This is a genomic window from Burkholderia sp. WSM2230 (genome assembly GCF_000472445.1).
In the GTDB taxonomy this organism is placed as follows: domain Bacteria; phylum Pseudomonadota; class Gammaproteobacteria; order Burkholderiales; family Burkholderiaceae; genus Paraburkholderia.
Genome location: NZ_AXAJ01000001.1, coordinates 1,081,860 through 1,103,654 on the forward strand (window position 1 = coordinate 1,081,860; position 21,795 = coordinate 1,103,654).

Here is a 21,795-nt window from a genome sequence, read left to right on the forward strand (position 1 = left end):
AATCGACGCGTGGCGGATTCTGCCAACATGTTGGCATGCGGTGATAAGTGGCGGCCTGACAGTTTGATTCGGGACTCAACAGCATCAATGTGGCGGAATTCACCAAACGTTATGACGGAATTGATTTGAGGCCGATGCTAACATCGACCGCTTGAATCGCTAGCCGTACCGCGAGAGTGTGCGGTAATCGATCAACGTCATCTGGCAGTCGGGAGCTCACATGTTGTATTCCGTACAGGTTTTGCGAGCCTTGGCGGCAGTCCTCGTAGTTGTCTGCCATGCCGTTCATAGGCAAGGGCAGATATCGGGCACGGGCGCAACGTGGGAGTTCGGCGGATCGGGAGTGGATCTGTTCTTCATCATTTCCGGCTTCATCATGTGCCACGTAACGATGAACCGGCAAATCACCGCTCGCGACTTTCTCAAGGCCCGCGTACTTAGAATCGTCCCGCTTTACTGGACTCTGTCGCTTGTTGCGCTGGCGGTCTTTCTGGTGAACCCCGCGGTCGTGAACAGCAGTGGCGGTACGACGACCATCGTCAATTCCTTCACGTTAATTCCGACCGGCGACAAGTTCCTGATACAGACTGGCTGGACGTTGAGTTACGAGTTCCTGTTCTACCTTGTCTTCGCCGTGTCGTTGAGCCTTCCAATGAATGGGCGTCTCGCTTCCACTTGTGCGGCGTTGATTGCTCTCGTTGCAGGCGGTGTAATGCTGAGTCCGTCGAATCCCACACTGAAATTCGTCACTTCGCCTTTGCTGCTCGAGTTCGTCATGGGAATCGCCGCCTATCTATACGTACGTGAAGAATCCAGACCGCTGCCATTAAGCGTCGCGCTGGTCGTGGTTGGGATAGTGGCCCTCGTTGTCATGCCGGGTACCAGCACGGCAGACGGGCGAGTAATCAGTTACGGCTTGCCCTTCATGATGGTCTTTGCCGGCCTGGTCAGGATGGAACTGCTCGTTCGCGCAGCATGCGAGACGATTGCCGGCAGACTTGCAACGGCCATTGGCGCTGCCTCATATTCGCTGTATCTCGCACATCCCTTCGCATTGGCCGCCGCGGCCTTGATTGTGAAAAGAACCGGCATTCAGCACTATCCGGTGCTCTGCGTCACCGTCCTCGTTGCGAGTGCATTGGTAGCCGGCTACGCATGTTTCTCGCTGGTCGAAGTCAATCTGTACCGATGGATAAAAAGCGCTTCACGCAAACGTACTGCACGGCTTTCCGACGCAGTACATGGAGCGGTGGAGCAGACGAAAACAACACAGACATGGCCGCAATGAACGCGATCAAATCCAGCGAGCGGGTACCTGCGCCGCCGAGCAACCTGAAAGGCCTGCGGCTCGCTCTGGTTTCCGGGGCGGTCTGTTCAATAGCACTTGTGGTTCTTTACACGGCACGCGCTCACACACTGACCATCATTCTGAACGGCATCCTGATCGCAATGATTCTGTCGATCAAGCCGCGCAATCCGACGGTCCGCTGGTTCCGCATTTTTCTTCTGTTCTTTTTTGGAGTCTTTCCGCTCTGGCAATTGCTGGTCGGGGACGAAATCTATTTGAAGCTGTTTCCGCAGGACAGCGCGCCGGTGGTCGTCTGGTACTTGTTGAGCATCGCCGGTATTGCGCTGACCAGGATTGCTCTCGATATCAACGGCAAAGCATTGACTCAATGGAGTGCACCGACGGATACAACCGCTAGGGCAGGGGGGCTTGCGTATCTGTTCGCGGCACTGTCGCTATGTGCGCTGGCTTTCATGTACGTGAAGCTCGGTGGCTATTCGCACGTCGTCCAGCTCTACAACACACGCGTGGAGAGTAACGGAACCGACTACGATCCGTTTCGTGGACTCGGCGTGATTCAGGCTTTCGCCAACACGTCGCCGCTTTGGGTGTTCGTTTGTCTCACCATGCGAAGGCGCCGGAACCTGCTCTTTACGACGATTGCATTCGTGCAACTGGGAGCTTTGGGATGGCTGTCCGCCGGCGTGGCGGGTAGCCGGCAGGGGATTGTGTTCGTACTCGTGTTCGCACTATTCATCTATCACGGTTTTGTCAAGCCTATCAGCGCGAGAAAGGCACGCACATTTGGCATAGGCGTCGCACTCACAGGCATTCTCCTGATACCGTTGAAGCTCGGTCTCGGCTATTCGGATCTCGCAAAACTGCCACAACGCTTTGCAGAACAACGCGACCTGGAAGTGAGCATGGGACCCTTGAGCGCGTTTCTGTTTCGCGACCTGTCGCGCTTCGACGTGCAGGCCGTCGCCATTAATGAAGTAGAAAAGCCATCTTACGAACTTGCGATGGGCCGCAGTTTTGTCGGGGCACTCGCGTCAATTATTCCAGGCGCGCTGTGGCACGACAAGCCCGATACTTTCGCACAGGAGAAAAGCGAGATCGTGCGCGCGCTGGAGCGCGGCACGATGGACAAGACCACTTTGCTGTTCGGCATGCCGGGCGAGCTTCTGGTCAACTTTGGGCTGCCGGGATTCGCGCTCTCGTTTGCGATACCCATCTGGCTTCTTGTCGCGCTCAACCGGGTGGGACGGCACTCGTCAAGATGGACGGCACTTCGAACCGTACTATGGCCGTTGCCGTTCCTGTTCTTTCTGTTCGATTCGAATGTGCTTGTGTATTACGTCATTCGCTGGGTGGTACTGTTCGGTGTGCCCATGGGCTTTGCATTGAAATGGCCGCGCGGCAAGCGGCCGCCGCGCAGTCCGCGCGACGTGCCTCAGATCGCGGTCAGCGCCAGGCTGTGACTCGGCGATCCGCCACATCAAAATTGGCTGCACGCAGCAAAACAAATCATAAAGACGATTCGATGTGGCGGATCGTGAAGCATCTGGGGCAATCGTCCCGATTTCCCATCTGCAATAAGCGACGAATTGTCATCATCGCGCTGGTGTCTGAACATTCTCGGGTTCTTTTCCCTATCTCTCTTCTCTTGCGCTGTGCGGCTTTCGCGTCGCTCACAGCCTGGCGCCTGATTTCGCGCGTTCACGCACGTTTCGGCGATTTGCTCGTTTCCGCCAACACTGTGGTCGTATCGGACGCAGATTAAATGGCGGTCATTGCCGCGAATATGATCCGTTTCGTCAAACGCAATTGCATTTCATTTGGTGACCAAGCGTTAAACGAAGTGCAAATGCATTCCGTCGGCAACGAATGTGCGCGCCGACGATAAACCGGATTGCGCGTCATTGCCGCGCTCGGGAAATCACTTCACGCCACGCCCTCCCGTTGCACTCACGGGGCGACTAGCGGCTTTTTTTTGCTCTGGTCGTTGACATGCTTACCGCCCATCTGGAGAGACCCGATGAAGATCGTTCTTGCTCGACTCTGCGATATCGCGATGACGCTGCTGGGCGCTGCAATCGCAGCACGAATCTGCTTCGGCCAAGCGGTGCCGCATCCGCTCCTACATTGTTTCAGTGCTGCGATGGTGGCGGCAATGGGTGCAGTGGCGTTTCCCGGGTTTTCCATTTATCTGTCGTGGCGCGGGCGGCCGCTTCGTCCGCTGTTTCTGCGCCTTTTGGCAGCGTGGATTTCGGTTCAGGCGCTGGCTTGCGCACTCGTGTTTCTGCTCGGCGGCATTCATACGTTGTCCGGCCGCTGGCTGCTCGCATGGACGCTGCTTACCGCAGTGCTGCTGGTCGTCACTCGAATTGCCGTGTATTCGATGCTGCGGCGATACCGTCACGCGGGTCACGACTTGCGGCATGTTTCGATTATTGGGTATGGGCGCTATTTCAACCGCGTATCGCGCGACACGGACGGAAACGCTGCATCTGGCTTCAAGGTTGTCGACGTCGTGGAACTGGCCGCTGTCAGTGCCGATGCGGACCAATCGTCGGTCGACCGTGATATCGCTGCATTGAAGCGCGTTCACGACTCGATTGAAGCGAACGCAATTCGGGAAGTGTGGCTCGCGTTACCCATGACAGCTGAGCCATCGCTGCAACGCTGCGTGGATGCGTTGCGCGGCACGCTGATCGATCTGCGCTTCCTGCCGGACGTGGATGCGCTTGGCGTCCCCGAACACGGAGGGGTACTCGCCTTTATCGGCCGGCCCGCGATCAGCCTGTCGCCGGTGGCGCTGCCGCGCGAGGCGATAACCGGCAAGGAGGTATTCGATCGCGTATTCGCGGCGCTCGCTCTGCTCGCGCTGGCGCCATTGATGCTGGGCATCGCTGTATGCGTCAAATGTTCGTCGCCGGGTCCGGTCTTTTTCCGGCAACGTCGTAAAGGGCTGAATGGCCGGACGTTCTCTATCTACAAGTTCAGGTCCATGCGAATTCATACACCCGAGCATGGCGTGGTCAAGCAGGCGACCCGGGAAGATCCGCGCATCACACGTGTCGGACGCTTCCTGCGCCGTACAAGTCTCGACGAATTGCCTCAGTTCATCAATGTGCTGTGTGGCGAAATGTCCGTGGTTGGGCCGCGTCCGCATGCCATCGAACATGATGAACTCTACCGGACGCTGATTGACGGCTACATGGACCGTTACCGCATCAAGCCCGGAATCACCGGATGGGCGCAAGTAAACGGGCATCGCGGCGAGACGGAACGTGTCGAGAAAATGGCCGCCCGCGTCGAACATGACCTGTACTACCTGCGTCATTGGTCGTTCGCATTGGACGTGCGAATTGTCTTTGCCACGATTCTGCGCGGCTTTGCCGGCAATCAGGCGTACTGAACTCGCAGAGCCTCTGATGTGAACGGCTGCGGGATCGATATCAAACGTGTTGTAAAGGGGATGTATGCGAAAGCGGGAAAAACAGATTGCACGTGCATCGGGTAATCACAAGCCGAGAGGTGCGCTGTTCAACGCGGTAGCGTTCGCGCTTCCAATTGCGTTGGCTGGATGCGCGGCCGCGCCTGGAATGAAGATGGCCAAGCCCGCAAGCATTGCGGTCTCTCACGACGCACAGGCGCGCGCGGAAGCGGCCCCCGTGCCGATCGTGAACATCGACGCAACTTTGATTCATCAACTGCGCGCGACTCGCACAAAGGATATCGATCAGGCAGTGCGCGAGCTTTCTACAAAACCGTCTCCTTATGTAGTTGGAGCGGGGGACGTACTGCAGATTACGGTTTGGGACCATCCGGAACTCGCCGTTGCGCAGGGTGCGCCGGGACAGGCGGCGACGCGCACATCGGACCCGGTTCCAGGATTCGTGGTGGACCAGCGCGGCAATCTGCAATTTCCTTATGCGGGCACCCTGCACGCAGCAGGAATGACGACCGACCAGATTCAACAGGCGCTCGCGCTCCGATTGACGAAAGCATTCCTCAATCCGCAAGTGACGGTGCGTATGGCTTCGTTTCGTGCGAGACAGGTTTTTATCGATGGTGAAGTGCATGCGCCCGGAGCGCAACCGCTGAACGACATCCCAATGACGCTGTATGACGCAGTGAGCCGGGCGGGCGGCTTCTCGTCGACGGCAGACCAGAGCCGGCTTGTTCTCGTTCGGGACGGCCGCTCGTATCCGCTCGACATGACCTCGATGTTCGAGGGCGGCTTCAATCCAGCGAAGATCGTTCTGCGCGACGGCGACCTGCTGCGCGTGCGAGCGCGCGACGACAGCGGCGTGTATGTGATGGGTGAAGTGTCGAAGCCGTCGACGGCGCTCCCCATGCGTGACGGAACGCTGTCGCTTAGCGAGGCGATCTCGCAGGCCGGCAGCATCAACAGCAATTCCGCCGATCCGTCGGAAGTCTATGTGATACGCGATTCATTGAGCGCAAGCCCACAGGTGTACCACCTCGACGCGAAGTCGCCGGTTTCCATGGTGCTCGGCAATCAGTTCGCGCTCCAGCCGCACGACATCGTCTACGTGGACGGCAATGGTCTGGTTCGCTTCAGCCGCGTGCTGAACCTCTTGTTGCCGGCGGTCAACGCGGCACTTTACGGAGCGATCGCAGGGAAATGATCAGAAGCATGCTGGTGGTTTGCGTCGGCAATATCTGTCGAAGCCCGATGGCCGAGTACCTGCTGCGCCGTGAACTCGAGGGAATCGCGGTTGCGTCGGCAGGGCTCGATGCATTGACTGGATATGCCGCGGATGGTGCTGCTGTTCAAGTCTGCGCTGAAAACGGACTGGACATTTCGCAGCACCGCGCGCGCCAGTTGAATGCTGCACTGGTCAGCGCGGCCGACCTGATTTTAACGATGGAGGGGGCACACATGCAGGAGATCATGCGCAGGCATCCGTCGGCACGAGGCAAGGTCTTCCGGCTCGGTGACGCGGACGATCTGGACATTCCGGACCCTTACCGCAAACCGCTCCCGCATTTCTACGAGGTGTACGAGTTGATCGCTCGTGGCACCGAATCCTGGACATCGCGCATTAAGGCACTCGCTTAAGAGACGTTGAGACGATGAACAATAAAATTGACATGACCGTGGGCGATCCAGTTGATGAGGATGCCGATCTTATCCGTTACGTGGATGTGCTGGTCGGCAGCCGGTGGTTGATTGCGGGTATTTGCGCAGTGATCGTGCTGATGGGGATCGCCTATGCGTTTCTGGCGCGCCCGAATTACGAAGCGAACATCATGATTCAGGTGGAGGAAGACAACCCGACTAGCGCTACATCGCTTCTCGGCGACGTGTCCTCGCTCTTCGACGTCAAAACGCAGGCAGAAGGCGAAGTCGAGATTCTGCAGTCGCGTGCGGTGGTCGATCAGGCCGTGAACGATCTTCGTCTATATATCGATGCCGTGCCGCGACGTTTTCCGCTGATCGGCTGGCTGATAGCCGATCAGGATAAATCGCTCTCCAATCCCGGCCTGTTGGGTATGGGCGGTTTCTGCTGGGGAGGTGAATCGATTGCTGTCGACCAATTCGAAGTGCCGTCCGATCTGGTTGGCAAACGCTTCAAGCTCACACTGCTCGACAACAGCCGGTTTCGCCTGACGCAGTCGGATCTCGATTCGCCGATAGAAGGCGTGATAGGGGAGCCGATAGTGTCGAATCAAAGCATTGGCCAGTTCCGCTTACTTGTTTCGCATATTAGCGGCAAGCCAGGTGCAGTATTTTCGCTCACGCGATACTCGAAACTGCTGACGCTGGAAGCCCTGCAGAAGAAGCTGACGGTGGAGCAGAAGGGCAAGCAGAGCGACATCATTACCGCATCGCTGCGCGGCAGGGATCCGCAACAGATCACGGCAATTCTGAACTCGCTCGGCGGCGCCTATGTGGCGCAAAACATCAAGCGAAAAGCGGCTGAGGCTGACAAGTCAGCAGCGTTCCTGGAAGGCCTCCTGCCAGGCCTGAAACATGATGTAGAGCAGGCCGAACAACGCTACAACGCTTATCGCAACTCGAAGGGCACGTACGATCTTGGTCTCGAAGCGCAAACGCTTCTACAGGAAACGGTCGCGTGGCAAACCAACCTGCTGACGTTGCAGCAAAAGCGCGCTGAACTGTCCAGCGGCTATTCGCCGGATCATCCTTCCGTGCGTGCCGTCGAACAGCAGATAGCTGCCATGAAGGCGCGACTTCAGGCAGTGGACGGCCGGATAAAGTCGCTGCCCAATCTCGAGCAGGGCACTGTGGCGTTGATGCGCGACGTGCAGGTCAACACCGACGTGTACCTGGGCGCGCTGAATAACTTGCAGCAATTGAAACTGGTGTCTGCCGGCAAGGTCGGCAATGTCCGCCAGGTCGATACCGCACGCGTTCCTGAAGAACCCGTCCAACCGAAGAAACCACTGGTAATCGGACTCGCGTTGATAGCTGGCCTGATGATCGGGGTCGCGACGGCCTTCGCACGTGAACATTTCTATGGCGGCATTACCGACGTTCAGGATATCGAGCGCTACGCGGGCCTCAGTGTCTATGGCGCGGTTCCCTACTCGGCCGAGCAGCGCACGCTCGACGAAGCGATCCGCGCACGTAGTCCGGGCCTTTCATTGCTCGCGACCGCTCGGCCCGACGAGCCCTCTATTGAAAGTCTGCGCAGCCTGCGTACCGCATTGCGTTTCGCCATGCTCGACGCGCCCAATAATCGTCTGCTGCTGACGGGTCCCGGTCCCGGTGTCGGCAAATCGTTCGTCGCGTCGAATCTGGCTGCAATCATGGCGAGCAGCGACAAGCGCGTAGTTCTCGTTGACGCGGACATGAGGCGCGGCTACCTCAACCAGTACTTCGGCGTTTCGCGAGGGCTGGGGCTTTCGAACGTACTGTCGGGAGAAGCGACGCTCGATGAAGTGATCCGGCGCGATGTGGCGGAAGGACTTGATCTGATCACGACCGGCAGCATTCCGCCCAACGCAGCAGAACTGTTGATGAGCGAAAGCATGAGCCGCCTCATGGAGCGTCTGAGCGAGCACTACGACCTGGTAGTGATTGACGCGCCGCCAGTACTCGCCGTTGCGGACGCCGGCATTGTTGCAGGCAATGCCGGCACCACCTTCCTGATTGCACGCTTTCAGCGCACGGTTATCGGCGAACTCACCGAAAGCGCGCGGCACTTGCAGCGAGCCAATGCAACATTGAAAGGCGTGATCTTCAATGCCGTCGACGCGCGTGCATTCGGCTATCGCTCGAAATACGGCTCGTATCGCTATGTCGCCTATCGCTATGACCGCAAATTGACGAAATGACGCCAATGCAGCCTCATTTTCTCGCCTCGAACGAAGGCTGCACTGCATTCGAGCCAGTTGGCTGCTTACTCAGTTTCTGTTGGCTGCGTTTTCGCCCCGCAAAGGCGAAAACGTCCGTACTTTCCCTTCTGCTTCGGTGATTTCGACATGAAGATCGTACATGTGGTTGAGACATGGATCGGCGGTGTGGCGAATTATGTTCGTGCGCTGATGATCGAGCAACGAAACATGGGGCACGAGATCGTTCTCCTGTGTGATCCAAGAAATCTGAAGCTCGCCGATATCGGTGTCGACGGAATAGCGGTGGTTCATTACCGGTCGAGCCGTAACCCGGTTCTGATCCCCGCCATTGCTTACAGGCTGAAGAACGTGCTCGCCGACATGAATGCGGACGTCATTCACTGCCACAGTACTTTTCCTGGCCTCTATGTGCGGTTGAATCGCTTCGGCAACGAAAAAATCCTCTATACGCCGCACGCATGGTCGTTCATGAAACGGGACATTCCAACGGCCATGCGCCATGCGTTTGCGTTTGTCGAACGCGCGCTGTCGAATCGCTGCACACGCATTCTCTGCATGTCATTCGACGAGGTTCGCGCCGCCAGGCGTCATCGTATCGGGCTTCACAATATCGTTCTCGTCTACACGGGCATAGCGTCCGACACCCTCAGCGAGCGTTCTATCGAGGCCGCTGCGTTGGCGGTCAGCCCGGCGACGACCATACATATCGGCTATTTCGGCAGGCTCGATTATCAGAAGGGATTCGACATCCTGCTCAATGCGATCCCATTGCTCAGAGAAGGACTGCACGTCCACGTGTTCGGCACGGCGGTGCGAGGCGGTGTCAACCTCCGCTCCGACGACCCGCGCGTGACCTATCACGGCTGGGTGGGTCCCGACGAGACGCGCCGTGCAATGCTGCAAATGGATGTCATCGTGGTGCCTTCGCGATGGGAGGGTCTCGCGCTCGTTCCAATCGAGGCCATGCGCGCCGGCAAGGTGCTGATTGTGTCCAGTGAGGGCTCATTGCCGGAGCAGGTGATTCATGGCTACAACGGTCTGATGTTGCGGGAGTTGAGCGGGGCCTGTCTCGCCGATCAACTCAACGCGTTGTCTCTCGAGGAATGTCGCCGCATGGGAGCCAACGCACGGCACGTGTTCGATCACGCTTTTCGAGCCGATCGTTTCTTCAAGTCACTAATGAGCTGCTATGAGAACGCCTGAGGTCTTCCTGTTGCATGCGTATAGTCCGCGCAATAGCGGAGATGGCTTGCTGGTGAATCTGAGTTTGCGCGCCATTCGCGCCGCCGGCATACGTGTGCCAATTACCGTCGTGTGTCTGGACAAGGCCGCGTTCGCCGGCTATCTCGACGACAATAACGTGGAACTGGTCTCACTTCCTCAGTTCGTCTCCAGAGTCGTGCGACGTATCGGGTCCGTGCGCCCGGCAATCTTCTTCGGTGTAGGTGGCGGCTATCTCCGCTCCGGCACATTGAGCGAAGGGTGGAAGGCGCTCATCGCGCACGGTACGCAAATTGCCGGTGCGGCGGTTGGCGGCCGCAGCAGCAGAACGGTTTATCTGCCACAAAGCGTCGGGCCATTTCGGGGGCTCTCCGGTTTCATGCTCAAGGCGCTGATTCGCCGGCACGTCGACACTATCTTTCTTCGCGACGACAAGAGCAGCGAAGAACTGCAACACCGCAAAGCTGTGCGAACCGGCGATCTCGTCGTGCTGGAAATCGGCAAACATCTGCAGATTCCAGTCGCGGCACTGACCACGCAGGAGCGCCGCAAGGTCTTCTTCGTGTTTCGCGACCTGAGCGGCAAGCCGTATTCGGATGTCTACCTGACGAACATCAAACGCCTCGTCGAACTGATTCCGGACACCGAGTTTGCTTTGCAAAGTTCAGGCCGCGGCAATAGCGACGATGTTTTCTACCGGCGCACTTTCGGAGTCGAATGCAGAACATCACTGCGCGACATTGTGCGCCGCCGTGACGCAATCATTGTATCGGTGCGCCTGCACGGCAGTCTGGAAAGCGTGCTGGCGGGTGTGCCGAGCGTTCATCTATCGTATGAACGCAAAGGGCACGCCGCGTATGGCGATCTCGGGATCGACGACTACGTGTTTCATGCGGGAGACTTCGACCCGCAAAAGGTGGCCGACGTTGTCGAGCGTCTGAGAAACGACCCGTCACCGTTCTGGAATAGCCTCGATAAAGCCTCGGCAAACCGTTACGACGAACTGGTGGAGTACATCAAAAATGAAGTACAGCTCTTCGATCACATTGCTGATGGACGGAAACTTCTCGCGCGTCGGAACTGAAATCTATAGCCCGCATATGGGCTACGAGCAATTCGCCGTGAGATTCACGCATAGCTTTGACGAAGTCAAGATTGCCGCGCGTTCTTTTCCCACGTCGAAAGCGCTTGGAAAAAGGGTAACGGGCGCGCAGACCTCGTTTGTCGATCTTGGCGCCAACCGTGGTGCAGGCGCGCTGGTCTTCGGTATTCCGCGTCTGCTGCGTCGTCTCCATCGCGTCGTCAGAAATGCGGACGTTTTGCTGATTCGCTTTCCTGGCAATATCGCCATGCTTGCCATGCTGATATGCAAATTGACGGGTAAGCCTTTTTCCGCGGAAGTCGTCGCGGACCCGGCGGACTATTTCAGCGACGCGGCGTCGCGCCATCCATTGAGACGTATCGCGCGCAGCGTGCATTGCTGGGCCACGCAACACGCGGTTCGTCGCGCGAAAACCGTGCGTTATGTAACGGCGCGCTCATTGCAGCAGCACTACCCCCCACTGCGGATGGACCGCGCGTTCGGGTTCAGCGATGTGTATCTTCCCGATGCGATGTTCGAACGCTCGCCCTCTGCCGCAGTGGGCGAGCAGGATGGCTTTCGCATAGTCAATGTCGCGATGATGCACAACGAAAGCAAAGGACATGACCTGCTGATACGCGCCATTGGGCGGCTGCGCGCTGGCAAGCTCGACGTGCGTCTTACCCTGATTGGCGACGGCGTGCTGCGCGAGCGCTTCGAGCGTCTCGCGAAAGAAGAGGGCGTGGCGGACGCCGTGCATTTCGCCGGTTCAATGGACGGCGACGAAGTGCGCCAACGCGTGGCGCAGCATGCACTCTTCGTGCTGCCCTCGTTTCAGGAAGGCATGCCGCGCGCGATGCTCGAGGCAATGGCACTTGGCGTTCCCGTGATTGCGACGCGAGTGGGTGGAATCGGTGAGGTCCTGGACGAGCAGAGTCTTATCGCACCCGGCGATATCGACGCTTTTTGCGCGCGAATTAAACAACTGGCTACAGATACGGCGTTCAGGAGAAGTGAGGCAGACAGACAGCGCGCAATCGCGAGAAACTTCCAATTCTCGACACTGCAGGAGCAATACGAGGTTTATTGCGGCGAGCTACAGGCGGCGTCCCGGCGATGAAAAAGGACTTCCTGTATGTCGTGCTCGCCTCCGCGCTGCCCGCGCTCGGCAACTTCATAGCGGTTGCCGTGGCGTTGCGCCATCTGGATCCGGACTGGCTGGGAAAATCGTACGCGCTACTGGCATTCTTTTACGTGGCCATCGACCTTTTTAACTTCGGGTCGCCGCGCATCTTCACGGTGGAGCGAATCCGCTTGCGCGTGTCCTCGTTGATCTTCCTTGATTTCGCGAGTGCAATCGGTTCGACTATCGTATTCGCTTCACTTGCCCTATGGCTCGCGCGGACCGGCTTGTTTGCGCAGCCGCATTATTTCTGGACCCTAATCGCGGCGCCCGCATGTTATGGCCTTTCGCACTTTTCTCTCGGCGTGCTCAGACTCTATGGGCGCAGCGGACTGGTATGCGCAATCTCGACGATCTCGGCATTGAGCCGCGTCGGCGTCGTGGTGCTGGTCGTCGCTATTCAGGGTCTTCGGCCGATGCTGCCCGACTTCCTGCTGCTCGTCGAAGCCGCGTATGGCGCAATGATGCTGCTAGCTTATCTGGCCACGGCACACGGCGGAAATGCGCGCCCTGCGGACTTCGCGTCGTATCCCAATGCTGAGCGGTTCAATCCGTGGACATTTCGCTATCGCGAGTTCTTCAGCGAGAATCGGAGGGAGATTCTTGGCAGTTGGTATTCGAACGCGATCTTCTCGGGCGCGAAACATGCGGACATCATGATCGTGACGTTCATTCTGGGACCATCTGCCGCTGCCCTCTACCGCGGCGTCAAGAGCGTACACAATCTCGCGTTCAATAGCGGCCAGGCATTTGCGCTCGTAGTCAGCGGTAAGCTGGCCCGCGCGATTGCGCCATTGGTTCGCATGCGCGCGGCTGCCGCGCTCGCGGGTTCCGTCATCGCCATAGCGCTCCTGACGTTGAGTAGCTGGATAGCGCTGCGTATTCATCTCTTTCCAACCGGTTTGCTCGGCAAGCCGGCCTTGCAGTTCGGTTTCCTGTTCGCTGCATTTCTTGGGGCAGGCGTGATCTTCGTGTGCAGGATATTCTCGCTGCATGTGTTTTCCATCGACAGGCGCTCGTTTGTGAGAATCTCGTCGCTGGAAGTGGGGGCGTCGCTCCTTTTTGTATCAGCGCTGTCGTATGTGTTTGGACTGATTGGCGCGACTTCGGGTATTGCACTCGCCGGCGCAATCGTGCTTGCGTTCTCGACCAGAGTCCGCGCGAAGCCTCAAATAGCTTCCGCATAAGTGAAAACGTATTCATAACGGTGACGAACGCATGAAACGTCGAAGCTTGCTGAAAGGATTGGCGCTCTCCGCGATGTTGCCGGGTCAAGCTTTGCCCGTGCGTGCTCAGCCATCATCTATCCGCTATGTGTTCGCACACTACATGGTCGCGTGGCCCAAACCCGGGCCCAATGCGGGCGTAGAGGACTATGCCGCGGAATTTCGTGAGGCGATGGCTCGCGGCATCGACGGTTTCGCGCTGAATTGCGGAGGCTGGAGCGTCAGTGAGCCGCTGTACAAAGCGCGCGTGTTGCAAATGTACCAGGCGGCGGAGCGCTTCGGTGGTGCGTTCAAACTGTTCGTGTCGGCGGATGGCAAAGCGCAGGACGAACTTGCCGATATCGTCCGCACGACGAGTGTGCAGAAAGCCCAGTTGAAACAGGACGGCAAAACCGTTCTGTCGGCCTACGGTCTGGGGGGCAGGGACTCCGCGCGCTGCGAGACGTTGATGCGGCAGGCGAACGGGCTCGGTGCATGGTTTATCCCGCACTTCTCGCCGAGTAGCGGAGAGGCAACGATAGGCGAGGAGCAGGCCGCCGAAATCGCCGCGAAGTCCACTTCCGCCGACGGCTATTTTTACTTCGGAGCAGCTGCACCGCCAGACGCTCTGGCTCGCTCGACCTCGCTTCTCTCGTCGACGTTCAAACGTATCGGCAAGACTTTCATGACGAGCGTGACACCGTATTACCGAGGTCTTGCGAGCGGCACCAACTATCGCGCGTTCGAAACGGGTGGTTTTAGCGGCATGGCAAAAGAGTGGAGAGCGGCGATCAACTCAGGAGCCAACTGGGTGCAGATCGTGACATGGAACGATTGGGCCGAATCGACCTATGTCGCGCCGATAGGGTCGGCATTGAAAGCTCGCGTCTATGACGCGAGATTCGGAGAACTACTGAATCACACTGCATATCTCGATGCGAGCCGCTATTACATCAAGTGGTTCAAGACAGGCGTGCGTCCGCCGATTGAAAGCGACGCGCTCTATTACTTTTACCGTTTGCATCCAGTCGATCTTGGCACAGAACTGGCGAGAGCAATGACGGATCCGTCAGCAGTGCCGCCCAGAGCGATCGCGCCGTTGACCGCGCAGATTCACGTTACCGCGTTCATGACGCGGCGCGCTACGCTGACGGTGACATGCGGTGCGAGCAGGGCTGTTTTCGAGCTTGTCGAGGGAGTGAACGAGGTCAGCATGCCGTCGGCGCCGGGGCGGCCCAACTTCGAGCTCGTCAGAAACAATGCAATCGTGCTGGAGAAGACCGGTGAGGCCGAGATCACCAGAACCGACTTTAGTAGTGCGTTCAACTATTTCAGTGGAAGTTTGGGCCAGGCGGGCGCGCAGTAAGACAACAAATCAGAAGGGGCACTCACAATGAAAGACCTCGAAACGCTCAAAACGCAGCGGGAAATTCTGCAGGCGCAACTTGCGGATATCGACAACGCGATCCGGGTTCACAAGGTGGCCGAGAAAGTGCAGGTCATTGCAGCGATCAGATCCAAGATGGCGGCCTACAACATCACGCTCGATGAACTGCGTGGCGAGGTCAGGAGACTTCGCCAGTCTCCACCGAAGGCAAATCGGCCAGTACGCTACCGGAATCCCGAAACAGGCGATACATGGGGCGGCCGCGGCCGGCGCCCAAAGTGGATTTCAGGGAGTGAGGACATCGACAGGTTCCGGGTGCTGTGATGAGGAGTTGTGTATTGCAGACGCGCTGGTGGAGGCGTTGCGTCAGCGCGGTTCCAAGACACAAGAGAGGGAGGGAATCGACGCTTCGCGCAACAGTCGCAAGCTCGAAAAGAAAACGAAACGGCTTTCTGCCTCTGAGCCGTCGGACCCATTGCGGAGCAGAATCGTCAGGTGGGCGAATCCCGCCCGGGTGCATCGCACAGGATGAGTCCAACCAAAAAACACCCCGGCGTACCGGCACGGCTGCTGTAGCCACGATCCATGTGTGCACACTTGCGAACACGGCTTCGGGGCTAGTGCCAAAGCGCGCGCGGTAACAAAGCGCACTTCCCCTTCGGATGGCCGCTGCCTATCATTCTTTAGAAGGCCGAGGTGGCGGCATTGAATCGCGGATAACGTAGGAAAAATCTGCGCCCGATGCAGGCTCCCAAGCGCCGCATCCTGCGGCGCCTGCCGCGGTGACGGCTTGCCACTGGCCGGCATCGTCGCGAGTCAAGTGGAGGTCCCCAATGAAATTCATTGTGCAGTGGAAAGGGCTACCGACGGCACAGCAATCGGCGATCGAACGTTTCATGAAGACGGGAGGCGCGCTGCCGCCCGATGGGATCACGATGCTCGGCCGTTGGCACGCAATCGGCGAGTTGAGCGGGTGCGCGATCGTCGAGGCCGACAGCACGGCTCCGATGGCGGCGTGGGTGCTCCAGTTTGGCGATATCTTTGCGTTCACCATTTCGCCCGCTGTCACCGACGAGGAACTCGGGAACGCGCTGGCGGCGTTTCAGGCGGGGAAGTAAGGCTGGCGGAACAGGGGCGTTAATCAGAATACCGATGCGCTTCTGTTTTAGTGTTCCAGGCCCGCCGCCAGGCATGCGCTGGCGGCGGCGAGGCGCCGAACATTCCGAGGAGCTGCCTATCGCAGTCCGTGTAGTAAGGTATTGAATCTCTGAAATCTGTAGGGCTGCTTAGGGTCGGGCGCCGCCGATCGCCGTCCACACCACTCCGCCGTAAAATAGCTTAGCCCCTGCAGCGAGGGGTGCAAGGCGCCATGAAGATCCGTACACGGTTGCAGTCTTGCAACTTAAGAACCTTGTGGAAGTGTCACCGCAGCATTGGCAATGTCGCTCGGTTGCAGTTACGAACTGGCGTTTTCGCGGCCAGGCAGAATCCCTAGGTGCAAGTAGTCTGCTGCCATGCGTGAGGGCACTGAAGTGCAACAGGGGCCGCCATACACGGAACCGGTTTAGAGTCGGCGTACGGCCAGTTCCGGCCGTTCACAAGCCGAGCGTTAATGTCCGCAGCCGCTTGCGATTCGATGCACGTGGCTCCTGGCAGACTCTCGGGATTCGAGCGTCGATTGTCCGGACCTGCGCTGTCGCGAGCGCCCTAAGGCCCTCGCATGTCGGCCGACGGTAGTGGGCTTGACAGCAAGCTGATCTGGGACGCGATCTTCTTCGTATCCTCCGGTGTCGCGGGATTGTAGACGCACATGCTGAGATCTGTCCGGCCGTCGACCGAGAAGGTCGAATATTCGAAGGCGAGTGGGCCGAGCACCGGATGCCGGATGCGCTTGATGACCTCGCCGTGGACCTCTCGAACCTCGTTGTGGCGCCACATCTCCTTGAACTCGGGACTGAGCCGGCACAGCTCATCAACGAGAGGCGCCACCTCCGTTGCCGCTCCCGCACGCGCGGCATCGACACGGAATGCACCGATGATGTGGCGCGCTACGCTCTCCCAGTCATACTGCACGGCGCGGGCACGCGGATCGAGGAAAATGGTGCGCAGCACATTGCGTTGGTTTGGCGGCAGGGAGCCATAGTCGCCCAACATGACAGTGGCCGCCCGATTCCAGGCAAGAACGTTCCAGGTGGCTGTGCGAATGAGGGCGGGGCTGGGGTCCAAAGCGTCGAGGACACGCTGCAGCCGAGGCGTGACGCCTTCCTTCTCATGGTAGCGGGCTTCGGGCGGTCGCCCGAGGCCAATTAGAAAAAGGTGCTCGCGCTCGACATCCGTCAGCATCAGTGCCCGCGATATCCGGTCGAGCACATCGGCCGAGGGGGCACCGCCGCGGCCTTGTTCGAGCCACGTGTACCAGGTGGGGCTGATATTGGCGCGTTGCGCCACTTCCTCACGGCGCAGCCCAGGCGTCCGCCGGCGCTCCGCGGGAAAACCGAGTACTGCGGGATCAAGCTTCATCCGCCGATCCCGCAAATACGCGGCGAGAAGGTTTTCGTTGTCCTGGTGCGACTTCATGCTGTTAGTAGTCTTACCCTGATAAGGTCACTACTTTACCGGAATACTCGCAAGGCCGAGACTTGTCTCCAACGAAACCTGGAGATCAATTCATGCGCGTTTTCATCACCGGCGCCACCGGATTTGTCGGCATTCCCACCGTTAAGGAACTGATTGCTGCCGGACACAAGGTTCTCGGCATGGCTCGCTCGGACGAGGGAAAAAAATCCCTGGCAGCCATTGGAGCGGACGTACATCGCGGTTCGCTCGAAGACCTCGAAAGCCTTCGGACGGGCGCAGCGGCGGCCGACGCCGTCATTCACCGTGGCTTTGTTCACGACTGGTCCAACTTTGCACGGTCTTGCGAGATCGATCGCCGCGCTATCGAAGCTTTGGGTTCAGTCCTCGCTGGTTCCGATCGGCTTCTCATCGCCACGTCGGGGACGGCGGGATTAGCTGGGCCGGGCCAGGTTGCGACCGAGGACCACGAGGTGCCGCCAGATTTCCCATTTCCCCGCGTTTCGGAGCAGACGACACTATCACTGAGGGGCGTGCGGGCCTCGGTGGTGCGGCTTCCTCAAGTTCACAACACAATGCGGCAAGGGCTTCTGACTTACGCTGTTGCTGTGGCGCGGGAGAAAGGCGTGTCAGCCTATGTGGGGGACGGACGCAACCGCTGGGCGGCGGCACACATCTCCGATGTCGCCCGTCTTTACCGGTTGGTGCTGGAAAAGAACGAAGCGGGCGCGAGATATCATGCGGTGGCCGAAGAAGGCGTGCCGATGCTGGATATTGCCGAAGCCATCGGCCGCGGCCTGAGCGTGCCCACACGATCCATATCCGCGGAAGAAGCTTCGGCGCATTTCGGTTGGCTGGCAACGTTCGCTAGACATGACCTTTTGGCATCGAGCGAAAAGACGCGGAAGACGCTGGGCTGGGACCCGACCGGGCCCGGTCTGATAGCCGATCTGGAACGGCTTGAGCTCGAATAGCTGAAGCGTGCAGTACGGTACGCCGGCGTCACCATCGCAGCCATCGTCGGGACAGTCACTCGGCCTGTTGATCAAGTGTTTGCTGGACTGCTTCTTTGACATTGACGGCGAGGCACTCATCGAACGTCTGCGCGGATTGGCGAACCTTAGCATCGAAAGGAATCAGCCAATCCTCTTCCAATAGATCGGGACTGCGGTGCTGAGATGTACGCGCCGCACGTTTTTTTGAAGGACCGTTTTCGGCGAGCCCGGACGTCTCTTGTAGGTCGATTCGCGCCGCTCAGCCCATTTTTCAAAAAGTCTTTCTGAATTGCACATCACGTCATCGCATCGATCCCCGTCTGGCCGTCTAACAAGCGGTGGTTTTTTGAAACATGCCACAAAACTCCTTCTGGCTATTGCAGCCCAAATTGTCGGGCCAAATTGCCGTTAGTTTTTCAATATCTTGTCCATGGTCGCCTGCTGAAAGCCTTGCAACAGTTCGAAGAAGAACAGGGCGATCTGCAAACCGTCGGAACGATCCGGCGAACGCGCCGTCGCGCCATGAGGCACACGTCAGCGACGACGAGATACGCGACGCTATCGTCTCTGGTCAATTGAAGCTGCAGCGCGAGCGCCGCAGCGACCTCACGCTGTTTTCGCCGATCGCCGGACTGACCAGCCATCACCTCGGCAACGAGCGCACGAGTATCGAATGGGCTGAATTGTCGAACGACCTGGTGCATCGGGTGCCCGAGTTGTTTCCTGACAACTTCGCGCCGGTGTGCCAATTACCTTAGTCGCCGGGTGTCGCGCCCGCAAATTCGGTTCGGGAACGGCTACCGCAAGCATGGTCATGCTCGCAGGTTTCATGTTCCTTGCGGATGCCTGGCGCTCTGCATTCGGCGTCAGGCGCCCCTGACGACACCGGTCGGTGGCTTGCGTTGTCCCCCGGGCGTGGCAACGAAACCAAATAACAGAACTTTCAAATCGATATTGGACGCTGGCACGATTCGATCCGAAGATGTGGGTCATCGGCGCGCCGGGTCGGCGGGGCGGGTGCCGAAAATCTACATCGAATCGAGGAGACGGCGTGGTCAAGCGATACCAGCTCTACATCGGCGGACGGCGGGAGAGCGCCGCCGGTCAGCGTGTGCTGCCGAGCACCAACCCTTATACCGGCGCGGTATGGGCCGAGATACCGGACGCCGGCGCGGGCGACGTCGCGCGCGCGGTGGCGGCGGCGAACCAGGCCTTCCACGAAGGCTGGCGGCACAGCCCTGGCGTCTTGCGCGCGAGTCTGATGCAAAAACTGGCGTCGTTGATCGAGGCGAACGCCGAGCGGATGTCGGCTATCGAAAGCACGGACAACGGCAAGATCGTGCGTGAGACGCGGCCGCAAATGCTATGGGTCGGTCGCCAGCTGCGTTACTTCGCCGGTTATGCCGACAAGCTGTTCGGCCAGCAGTTGCCGCTCGATCAGCCGAACACGCTCGACTATCTGTCGCTCGAACCCTACGGGGTAGTCGGGCTGATCACCGCATGGAATTCGCCGCTCGCGCTGCTCGCGAATAAGCTGGCGCCCGCGCTGGCGGCTGGCAATTGCGTGGTCGTCAAACCGTCGGAGCACGCGTCGGCGTCGACGCTCGAGTTCGCGTCTCTGGTCGAGGAAGCGGGCTTTCCGCCCGGCGTGTTAAACGTTGTGACGGGCGGCGCGGAGACCGGACGGGCACTCGTCGACGATCCGGGGGTGGCGCTCGTCAGCTTCACAGGCAGCCCGAACGTCGGCCGGCACATCGCGGCCGCGGCAGGGCGGCGGCTGGTTCCCGTCAAGCTCGAACTCGGCGGCAAGTCGCCGAACATAATTTTCGACGACGCCGATCTCGACAAGGCCGTCGTCGGCGCACTGGCCGGTATCTTTGGCGCGACCGGACAGACTTGCGTGGCCGGCTCGCGGCTGCTCGTGCAGCGTGGCGTCTACGACCAGGTGGTCGAGCGACTAGCAACGCGCGCGCGGACGATCCGCATGGGCGACCCGCTCGACCCGGCGACCGAGATGGGCGCGGTCGCCAATGAGCCGCAGTATCGCCGCATTCTCGCCGCGATCGACGCGGCGCAGGCGGCCGGTGGCCGGCTCGTGACCGGCGGGCGGCGAGCACAGGGTCCTGGTCTCGAGCACGGCTTCTTTATCGAACCAACGATCTTCGCCGACGTCGACAATCGCAGCGCACTCGCGCAGGAGGAAATCTTCGGTCCAGTGCTCGCGATCATTCCATTCGATTCCGAAGCAGAAGCCATCGCGATTGCCAACGATACCCGCTACGGACTCGCCGCCGGCATCTGGTCGCGCGACATCTCGCAGGTAATGCGAGTGGCGCGCGCGATCCAGGCCGGCACTGTGTGGGTCAACACCTATCGCGCGCTTGCCGCGCAGGCGCCGTTCGGCGGCTTCAAGGAATCGGGCATTGGCCGCGAACGTGGCGAAGCTGGCCTTCACGAATACATGACCACCAAGAACGTGATGATCGATTACTCGGACGGCGTGCGCGATCCGTTTGCGATTCGCACTTGAAACGCCCGGACCAGACTATTCAAGGAGACATGATGGAGCAATATCAGCAAATCGGCTTTATCGGCCTCGGCGTGATGGGCGGTCCGATGTGCACGAACCTCGTGCGCAAGTCGGGCCTGCCCGTGCATGTGTTCGATACCTCGAAAGACGCAATCGCGACGCTCGTCGAGGCGGGCGCTACCGCGCACGACAGCGTCGCTGACATCGCGCGGCAGGTCGACGTGGTGTTTCTGTCCCTGCCGTCGATCGATCAGGTCGAGTCGGTCTGCGCGCAATTGTGCGGCGCGGCGGACCGCTTGCGAGTGATCGTCGATATGAGCACCAGCGACGTCGCGCGAACGCGGGCGCTCGCCGCATCGTTGGCGCAAGACGGCATCGCATACGTCGACGCCCCGGTCGCGCGGACAGCGGAAGCCGCAGTGAAGGGTACGCTGCTGATCACGGTCGGCGGCAGCGACGCGCTGTTCGAATCGCTGGGTCCGCTGCTCGGTTGCATGGGCAGCGACATCATGCATTGCGGCGATGTCGGTGCCGGCCAGATGGTCAAGATCCTGAACAACATGATGGTGTTCATGACGGTGAACGCGCTGTCGGAAATCATCACGATCGGGCGGCGCGCAGGACTGCAGGGCGACGTGCTGTTCGAGCTGTTGTCGAAAGGCTCGGCAGACAGCTTCGTGCTGCGAAATCACGGGATGAAATCGCTGGCGGCCGACACCTTCCCCGAGAAGGTGTTCCCGATGCTGTACGCGATCAAGGACGCCGGTCTCGCATTGTCGCTTGCGAAGCAGGGCGATTTCGCGCCGCGCATCGCGCAGTACACGTATGACGTCATGTGCAAGGCGCGTGATGCGGGCTTCGCGCAGAATTACCATCCGGCGATGGTGCAGATCGTCGATGGTCGTGCTGGCGTGGAGACTGTGCCAGTTGTCGGTTAGCCGCGCGCGCATGCGTTCGTTTGGCAGACCAGCCGTT

General features: G+C 59.3%; 18 protein-coding genes. 17 read left to right on the plus strand and 1 reads right to left on the minus strand.

Features of this window, described 5'->3' with window-relative positions:
* Positions 1-220 precede the first annotated feature (220 nt).
* The 13 genes from A3AC_RS0104920 to A3AC_RS0104990 all read left to right on the plus strand — a co-directional run bounded on the left by A3AC_RS0104920 (position 221) and on the right by A3AC_RS0104990 (position 15,839).
* Positions 221-1,288 (plus strand): acyltransferase family protein, encoded by a 1,068-nt coding sequence (locus tag A3AC_RS0104920; RefSeq protein WP_025597698.1) that lies wholly within the window; start codon positions 221-223, stop codon positions 1,286-1,288.
* Entirely contained in the window at positions 1,285-2,769 is a 1,485-nt protein-coding gene (locus tag A3AC_RS0104925; protein ID WP_025597699.1) for a hypothetical protein, read from the plus strand. Before A3AC_RS0104920 ends, A3AC_RS0104925 begins: the two co-directional genes overlap by 4 nt.
* A 557-nt stretch (positions 2,770-3,326) precedes the next feature.
* On the plus strand, positions 3,327-4,709 hold the full coding sequence (locus A3AC_RS0104940) for an undecaprenyl-phosphate glucose phosphotransferase (protein WP_025597700.1): 1,383 nt from the start codon (positions 3,327-3,329) through the stop codon (positions 4,707-4,709).
* A gap of 64 nt (positions 4,710-4,773) precedes the next feature.
* Complete coding sequence (locus A3AC_RS0104945) at positions 4,774-5,946, plus strand: polysaccharide biosynthesis/export family protein (protein ID WP_025597701.1); 1,173 nt, start codon at positions 4,774-4,776, stop codon at positions 5,944-5,946.
* Complete coding sequence (locus A3AC_RS0104950) at positions 5,943-6,380, plus strand: low molecular weight protein-tyrosine-phosphatase (protein WP_025597702.1); 438 nt, start codon at positions 5,943-5,945, stop codon at positions 6,378-6,380. The genes A3AC_RS0104945 and A3AC_RS0104950 overlap by 4 nt, the downstream gene beginning before the upstream one ends.
* Positions 6,381-6,394: 14 nt before the next feature.
* Positions 6,395-8,623 carry a polysaccharide biosynthesis tyrosine autokinase gene (locus A3AC_RS0104955; RefSeq protein WP_025597703.1) on the plus strand — a complete coding sequence of 743 codons (2,229 nt, stop codon included), beginning with the start codon at positions 6,395-6,397 and terminating at the stop codon, positions 8,621-8,623.
* 57 nt (positions 8,624-8,680) lie between these two features.
* Positions 8,681-9,847, plus strand: a complete 1,167-nt coding sequence (locus A3AC_RS0104960) for a glycosyltransferase (RefSeq protein WP_232231890.1) — start codon at positions 8,681-8,683, stop codon at positions 9,845-9,847.
* On the plus strand, positions 9,834-10,949 hold the full coding sequence (locus A3AC_RS29025; RefSeq protein WP_035474576.1) for a polysaccharide pyruvyl transferase family protein: 1,116 nt from the start codon (positions 9,834-9,836) through the stop codon (positions 10,947-10,949). The genes A3AC_RS0104960 and A3AC_RS29025 overlap by 14 nt, the downstream gene beginning before the upstream one ends.
* A complete protein-coding gene (locus A3AC_RS0104970) occupies positions 10,888-12,066 on the plus strand; it encodes a glycosyltransferase (protein WP_084515361.1) in 1,179 nt (392 codons plus the stop codon). The genes A3AC_RS29025 and A3AC_RS0104970 overlap by 62 nt, the downstream gene beginning before the upstream one ends.
* Complete coding sequence (locus A3AC_RS0104975) at positions 12,063-13,316, plus strand: hypothetical protein (RefSeq protein WP_025597706.1); 1,254 nt, start codon at positions 12,063-12,065, stop codon at positions 13,314-13,316. The genes A3AC_RS0104970 and A3AC_RS0104975 overlap by 4 nt, the downstream gene beginning before the upstream one ends.
* A 31-nt stretch (positions 13,317-13,347) precedes the next feature.
* Complete coding sequence (locus A3AC_RS0104980) at positions 13,348-14,700, plus strand: glycoside hydrolase family 71 protein (protein ID WP_025597707.1); 1,353 nt, start codon at positions 13,348-13,350, stop codon at positions 14,698-14,700.
* 27 nt (positions 14,701-14,727) lie between these two features.
* Complete coding sequence (locus A3AC_RS0104985; protein ID WP_025597708.1) at positions 14,728-15,045, plus strand: H-NS histone family protein; 318 nt, start codon at positions 14,728-14,730, stop codon at positions 15,043-15,045.
* 509 nt (positions 15,046-15,554) lie between these two features.
* Positions 15,555-15,839 carry a DUF3303 domain-containing protein gene (locus tag A3AC_RS0104990; protein ID WP_025597709.1) on the plus strand — a complete coding sequence of 95 codons (285 nt, stop codon included), beginning with the start codon at positions 15,555-15,557 and terminating at the stop codon, positions 15,837-15,839.
* Positions 15,840-16,428: 589 nt separating this feature from the next.
* On the opposite strand, the gene A3AC_RS0104995 is transcribed toward A3AC_RS0104990, so the two are convergent.
* Entirely contained in the window at positions 16,429-17,298 is an 870-nt protein-coding gene (locus A3AC_RS0104995) for a helix-turn-helix transcriptional regulator (RefSeq protein ID WP_025597710.1), read from the minus strand.
* A 92-nt stretch (positions 17,299-17,390) separates the two neighbouring features.
* Here A3AC_RS0104995 and A3AC_RS0105000 point away from each other — a divergent pair, with 92 nt between their 5' ends.
* The 4 genes from A3AC_RS0105000 (at position 17,391) to A3AC_RS0105025 (ending at position 21,758) form a co-directional block, all read left to right on the plus strand.
* The gene (locus A3AC_RS0105000) at positions 17,391-18,269 is read left to right on the plus strand and encodes an SDR family oxidoreductase (RefSeq protein WP_025597711.1); all 879 of its coding nucleotides are present in this window, start codon (positions 17,391-17,393) and stop codon (positions 18,267-18,269) included.
* Between the two features lie 374 nt (positions 18,270-18,643).
* Complete coding sequence (locus A3AC_RS30890; RefSeq protein WP_232231891.1) at positions 18,644-19,048, plus strand: hypothetical protein; 405 nt, start codon at positions 18,644-18,646, stop codon at positions 19,046-19,048.
* 293 nt (positions 19,049-19,341) lie between these two features.
* Positions 19,342-20,820 (plus strand): aldehyde dehydrogenase, encoded by a 1,479-nt coding sequence (locus A3AC_RS0105020; protein ID WP_025597713.1) that lies wholly within the window; start codon positions 19,342-19,344, stop codon positions 20,818-20,820.
* A gap of 29 nt (positions 20,821-20,849) precedes the next feature.
* Positions 20,850-21,758, plus strand: a complete 909-nt coding sequence (locus A3AC_RS0105025; protein WP_025597714.1) for an NAD(P)-dependent oxidoreductase — start codon at positions 20,850-20,852, stop codon at positions 21,756-21,758.
* Positions 21,759-21,795: the final 37 nt, after the last annotated feature.

Bases quoted from the DNA above. Each gene is read 5' to 3' on its own strand.
- A3AC_RS0104920 (WP_025597698.1), top strand. From the start codon at position 221: ATGTTGTATTCCGTACAGGTTTTGCGAGCCTTGGCGGCAGTCCTCGTA.
- A3AC_RS0104925 (WP_025597699.1), top strand. From the start codon at position 1,285: ATGAACGCGATCAAATCCAGCGAGCGGGTACCTGCGCCGCCGAGCAAC.
- A3AC_RS0104940 (WP_025597700.1), top strand. From the start codon at position 3,327: ATGAAGATCGTTCTTGCTCGACTCTGCGATATCGCGATGACGCTGCTG.
- A3AC_RS0104945 (WP_025597701.1), top strand. From the start codon at position 4,774: ATGCGAAAGCGGGAAAAACAGATTGCACGTGCATCGGGTAATCACAAG.
- A3AC_RS0104950 (WP_025597702.1), top strand. From the start codon at position 5,943: ATGATCAGAAGCATGCTGGTGGTTTGCGTCGGCAATATCTGTCGAAGC.
- A3AC_RS0104955 (WP_025597703.1), top strand. From the start codon at position 6,395: ATGAACAATAAAATTGACATGACCGTGGGCGATCCAGTTGATGAGGAT.
- A3AC_RS29025 (WP_035474576.1), top strand. From the start codon at position 9,834: ATGAGAACGCCTGAGGTCTTCCTGTTGCATGCGTATAGTCCGCGCAAT.
- A3AC_RS0104970 (WP_084515361.1), top strand. From the start codon at position 10,888: ATGAAGTACAGCTCTTCGATCACATTGCTGATGGACGGAAACTTCTCG.
- A3AC_RS0104975 (WP_025597706.1), top strand. From the start codon at position 12,063: ATGAAAAAGGACTTCCTGTATGTCGTGCTCGCCTCCGCGCTGCCCGCG.
- A3AC_RS0104980 (WP_025597707.1), top strand. From the start codon at position 13,348: ATGAAACGTCGAAGCTTGCTGAAAGGATTGGCGCTCTCCGCGATGTTG.
- A3AC_RS0104985 (WP_025597708.1), top strand. From the start codon at position 14,728: ATGAAAGACCTCGAAACGCTCAAAACGCAGCGGGAAATTCTGCAGGCG.
- A3AC_RS0104990 (WP_025597709.1), top strand. From the start codon at position 15,555: ATGAAATTCATTGTGCAGTGGAAAGGGCTACCGACGGCACAGCAATCG.
- A3AC_RS0104995 (WP_025597710.1), bottom strand. From the start codon at position 17,298: ATGAAGTCGCACCAGGACAACGAAAACCTTCTCGCCGCGTATTTGCGG.
- A3AC_RS0105000 (WP_025597711.1), top strand. From the start codon at position 17,391: ATGCGCGTTTTCATCACCGGCGCCACCGGATTTGTCGGCATTCCCACC.
- A3AC_RS30890 (WP_232231891.1), top strand. From the start codon at position 18,644: ATGCCACAAAACTCCTTCTGGCTATTGCAGCCCAAATTGTCGGGCCAA.
- A3AC_RS0105025 (WP_025597714.1), top strand. From the start codon at position 20,850: ATGATGGAGCAATATCAGCAAATCGGCTTTATCGGCCTCGGCGTGATG.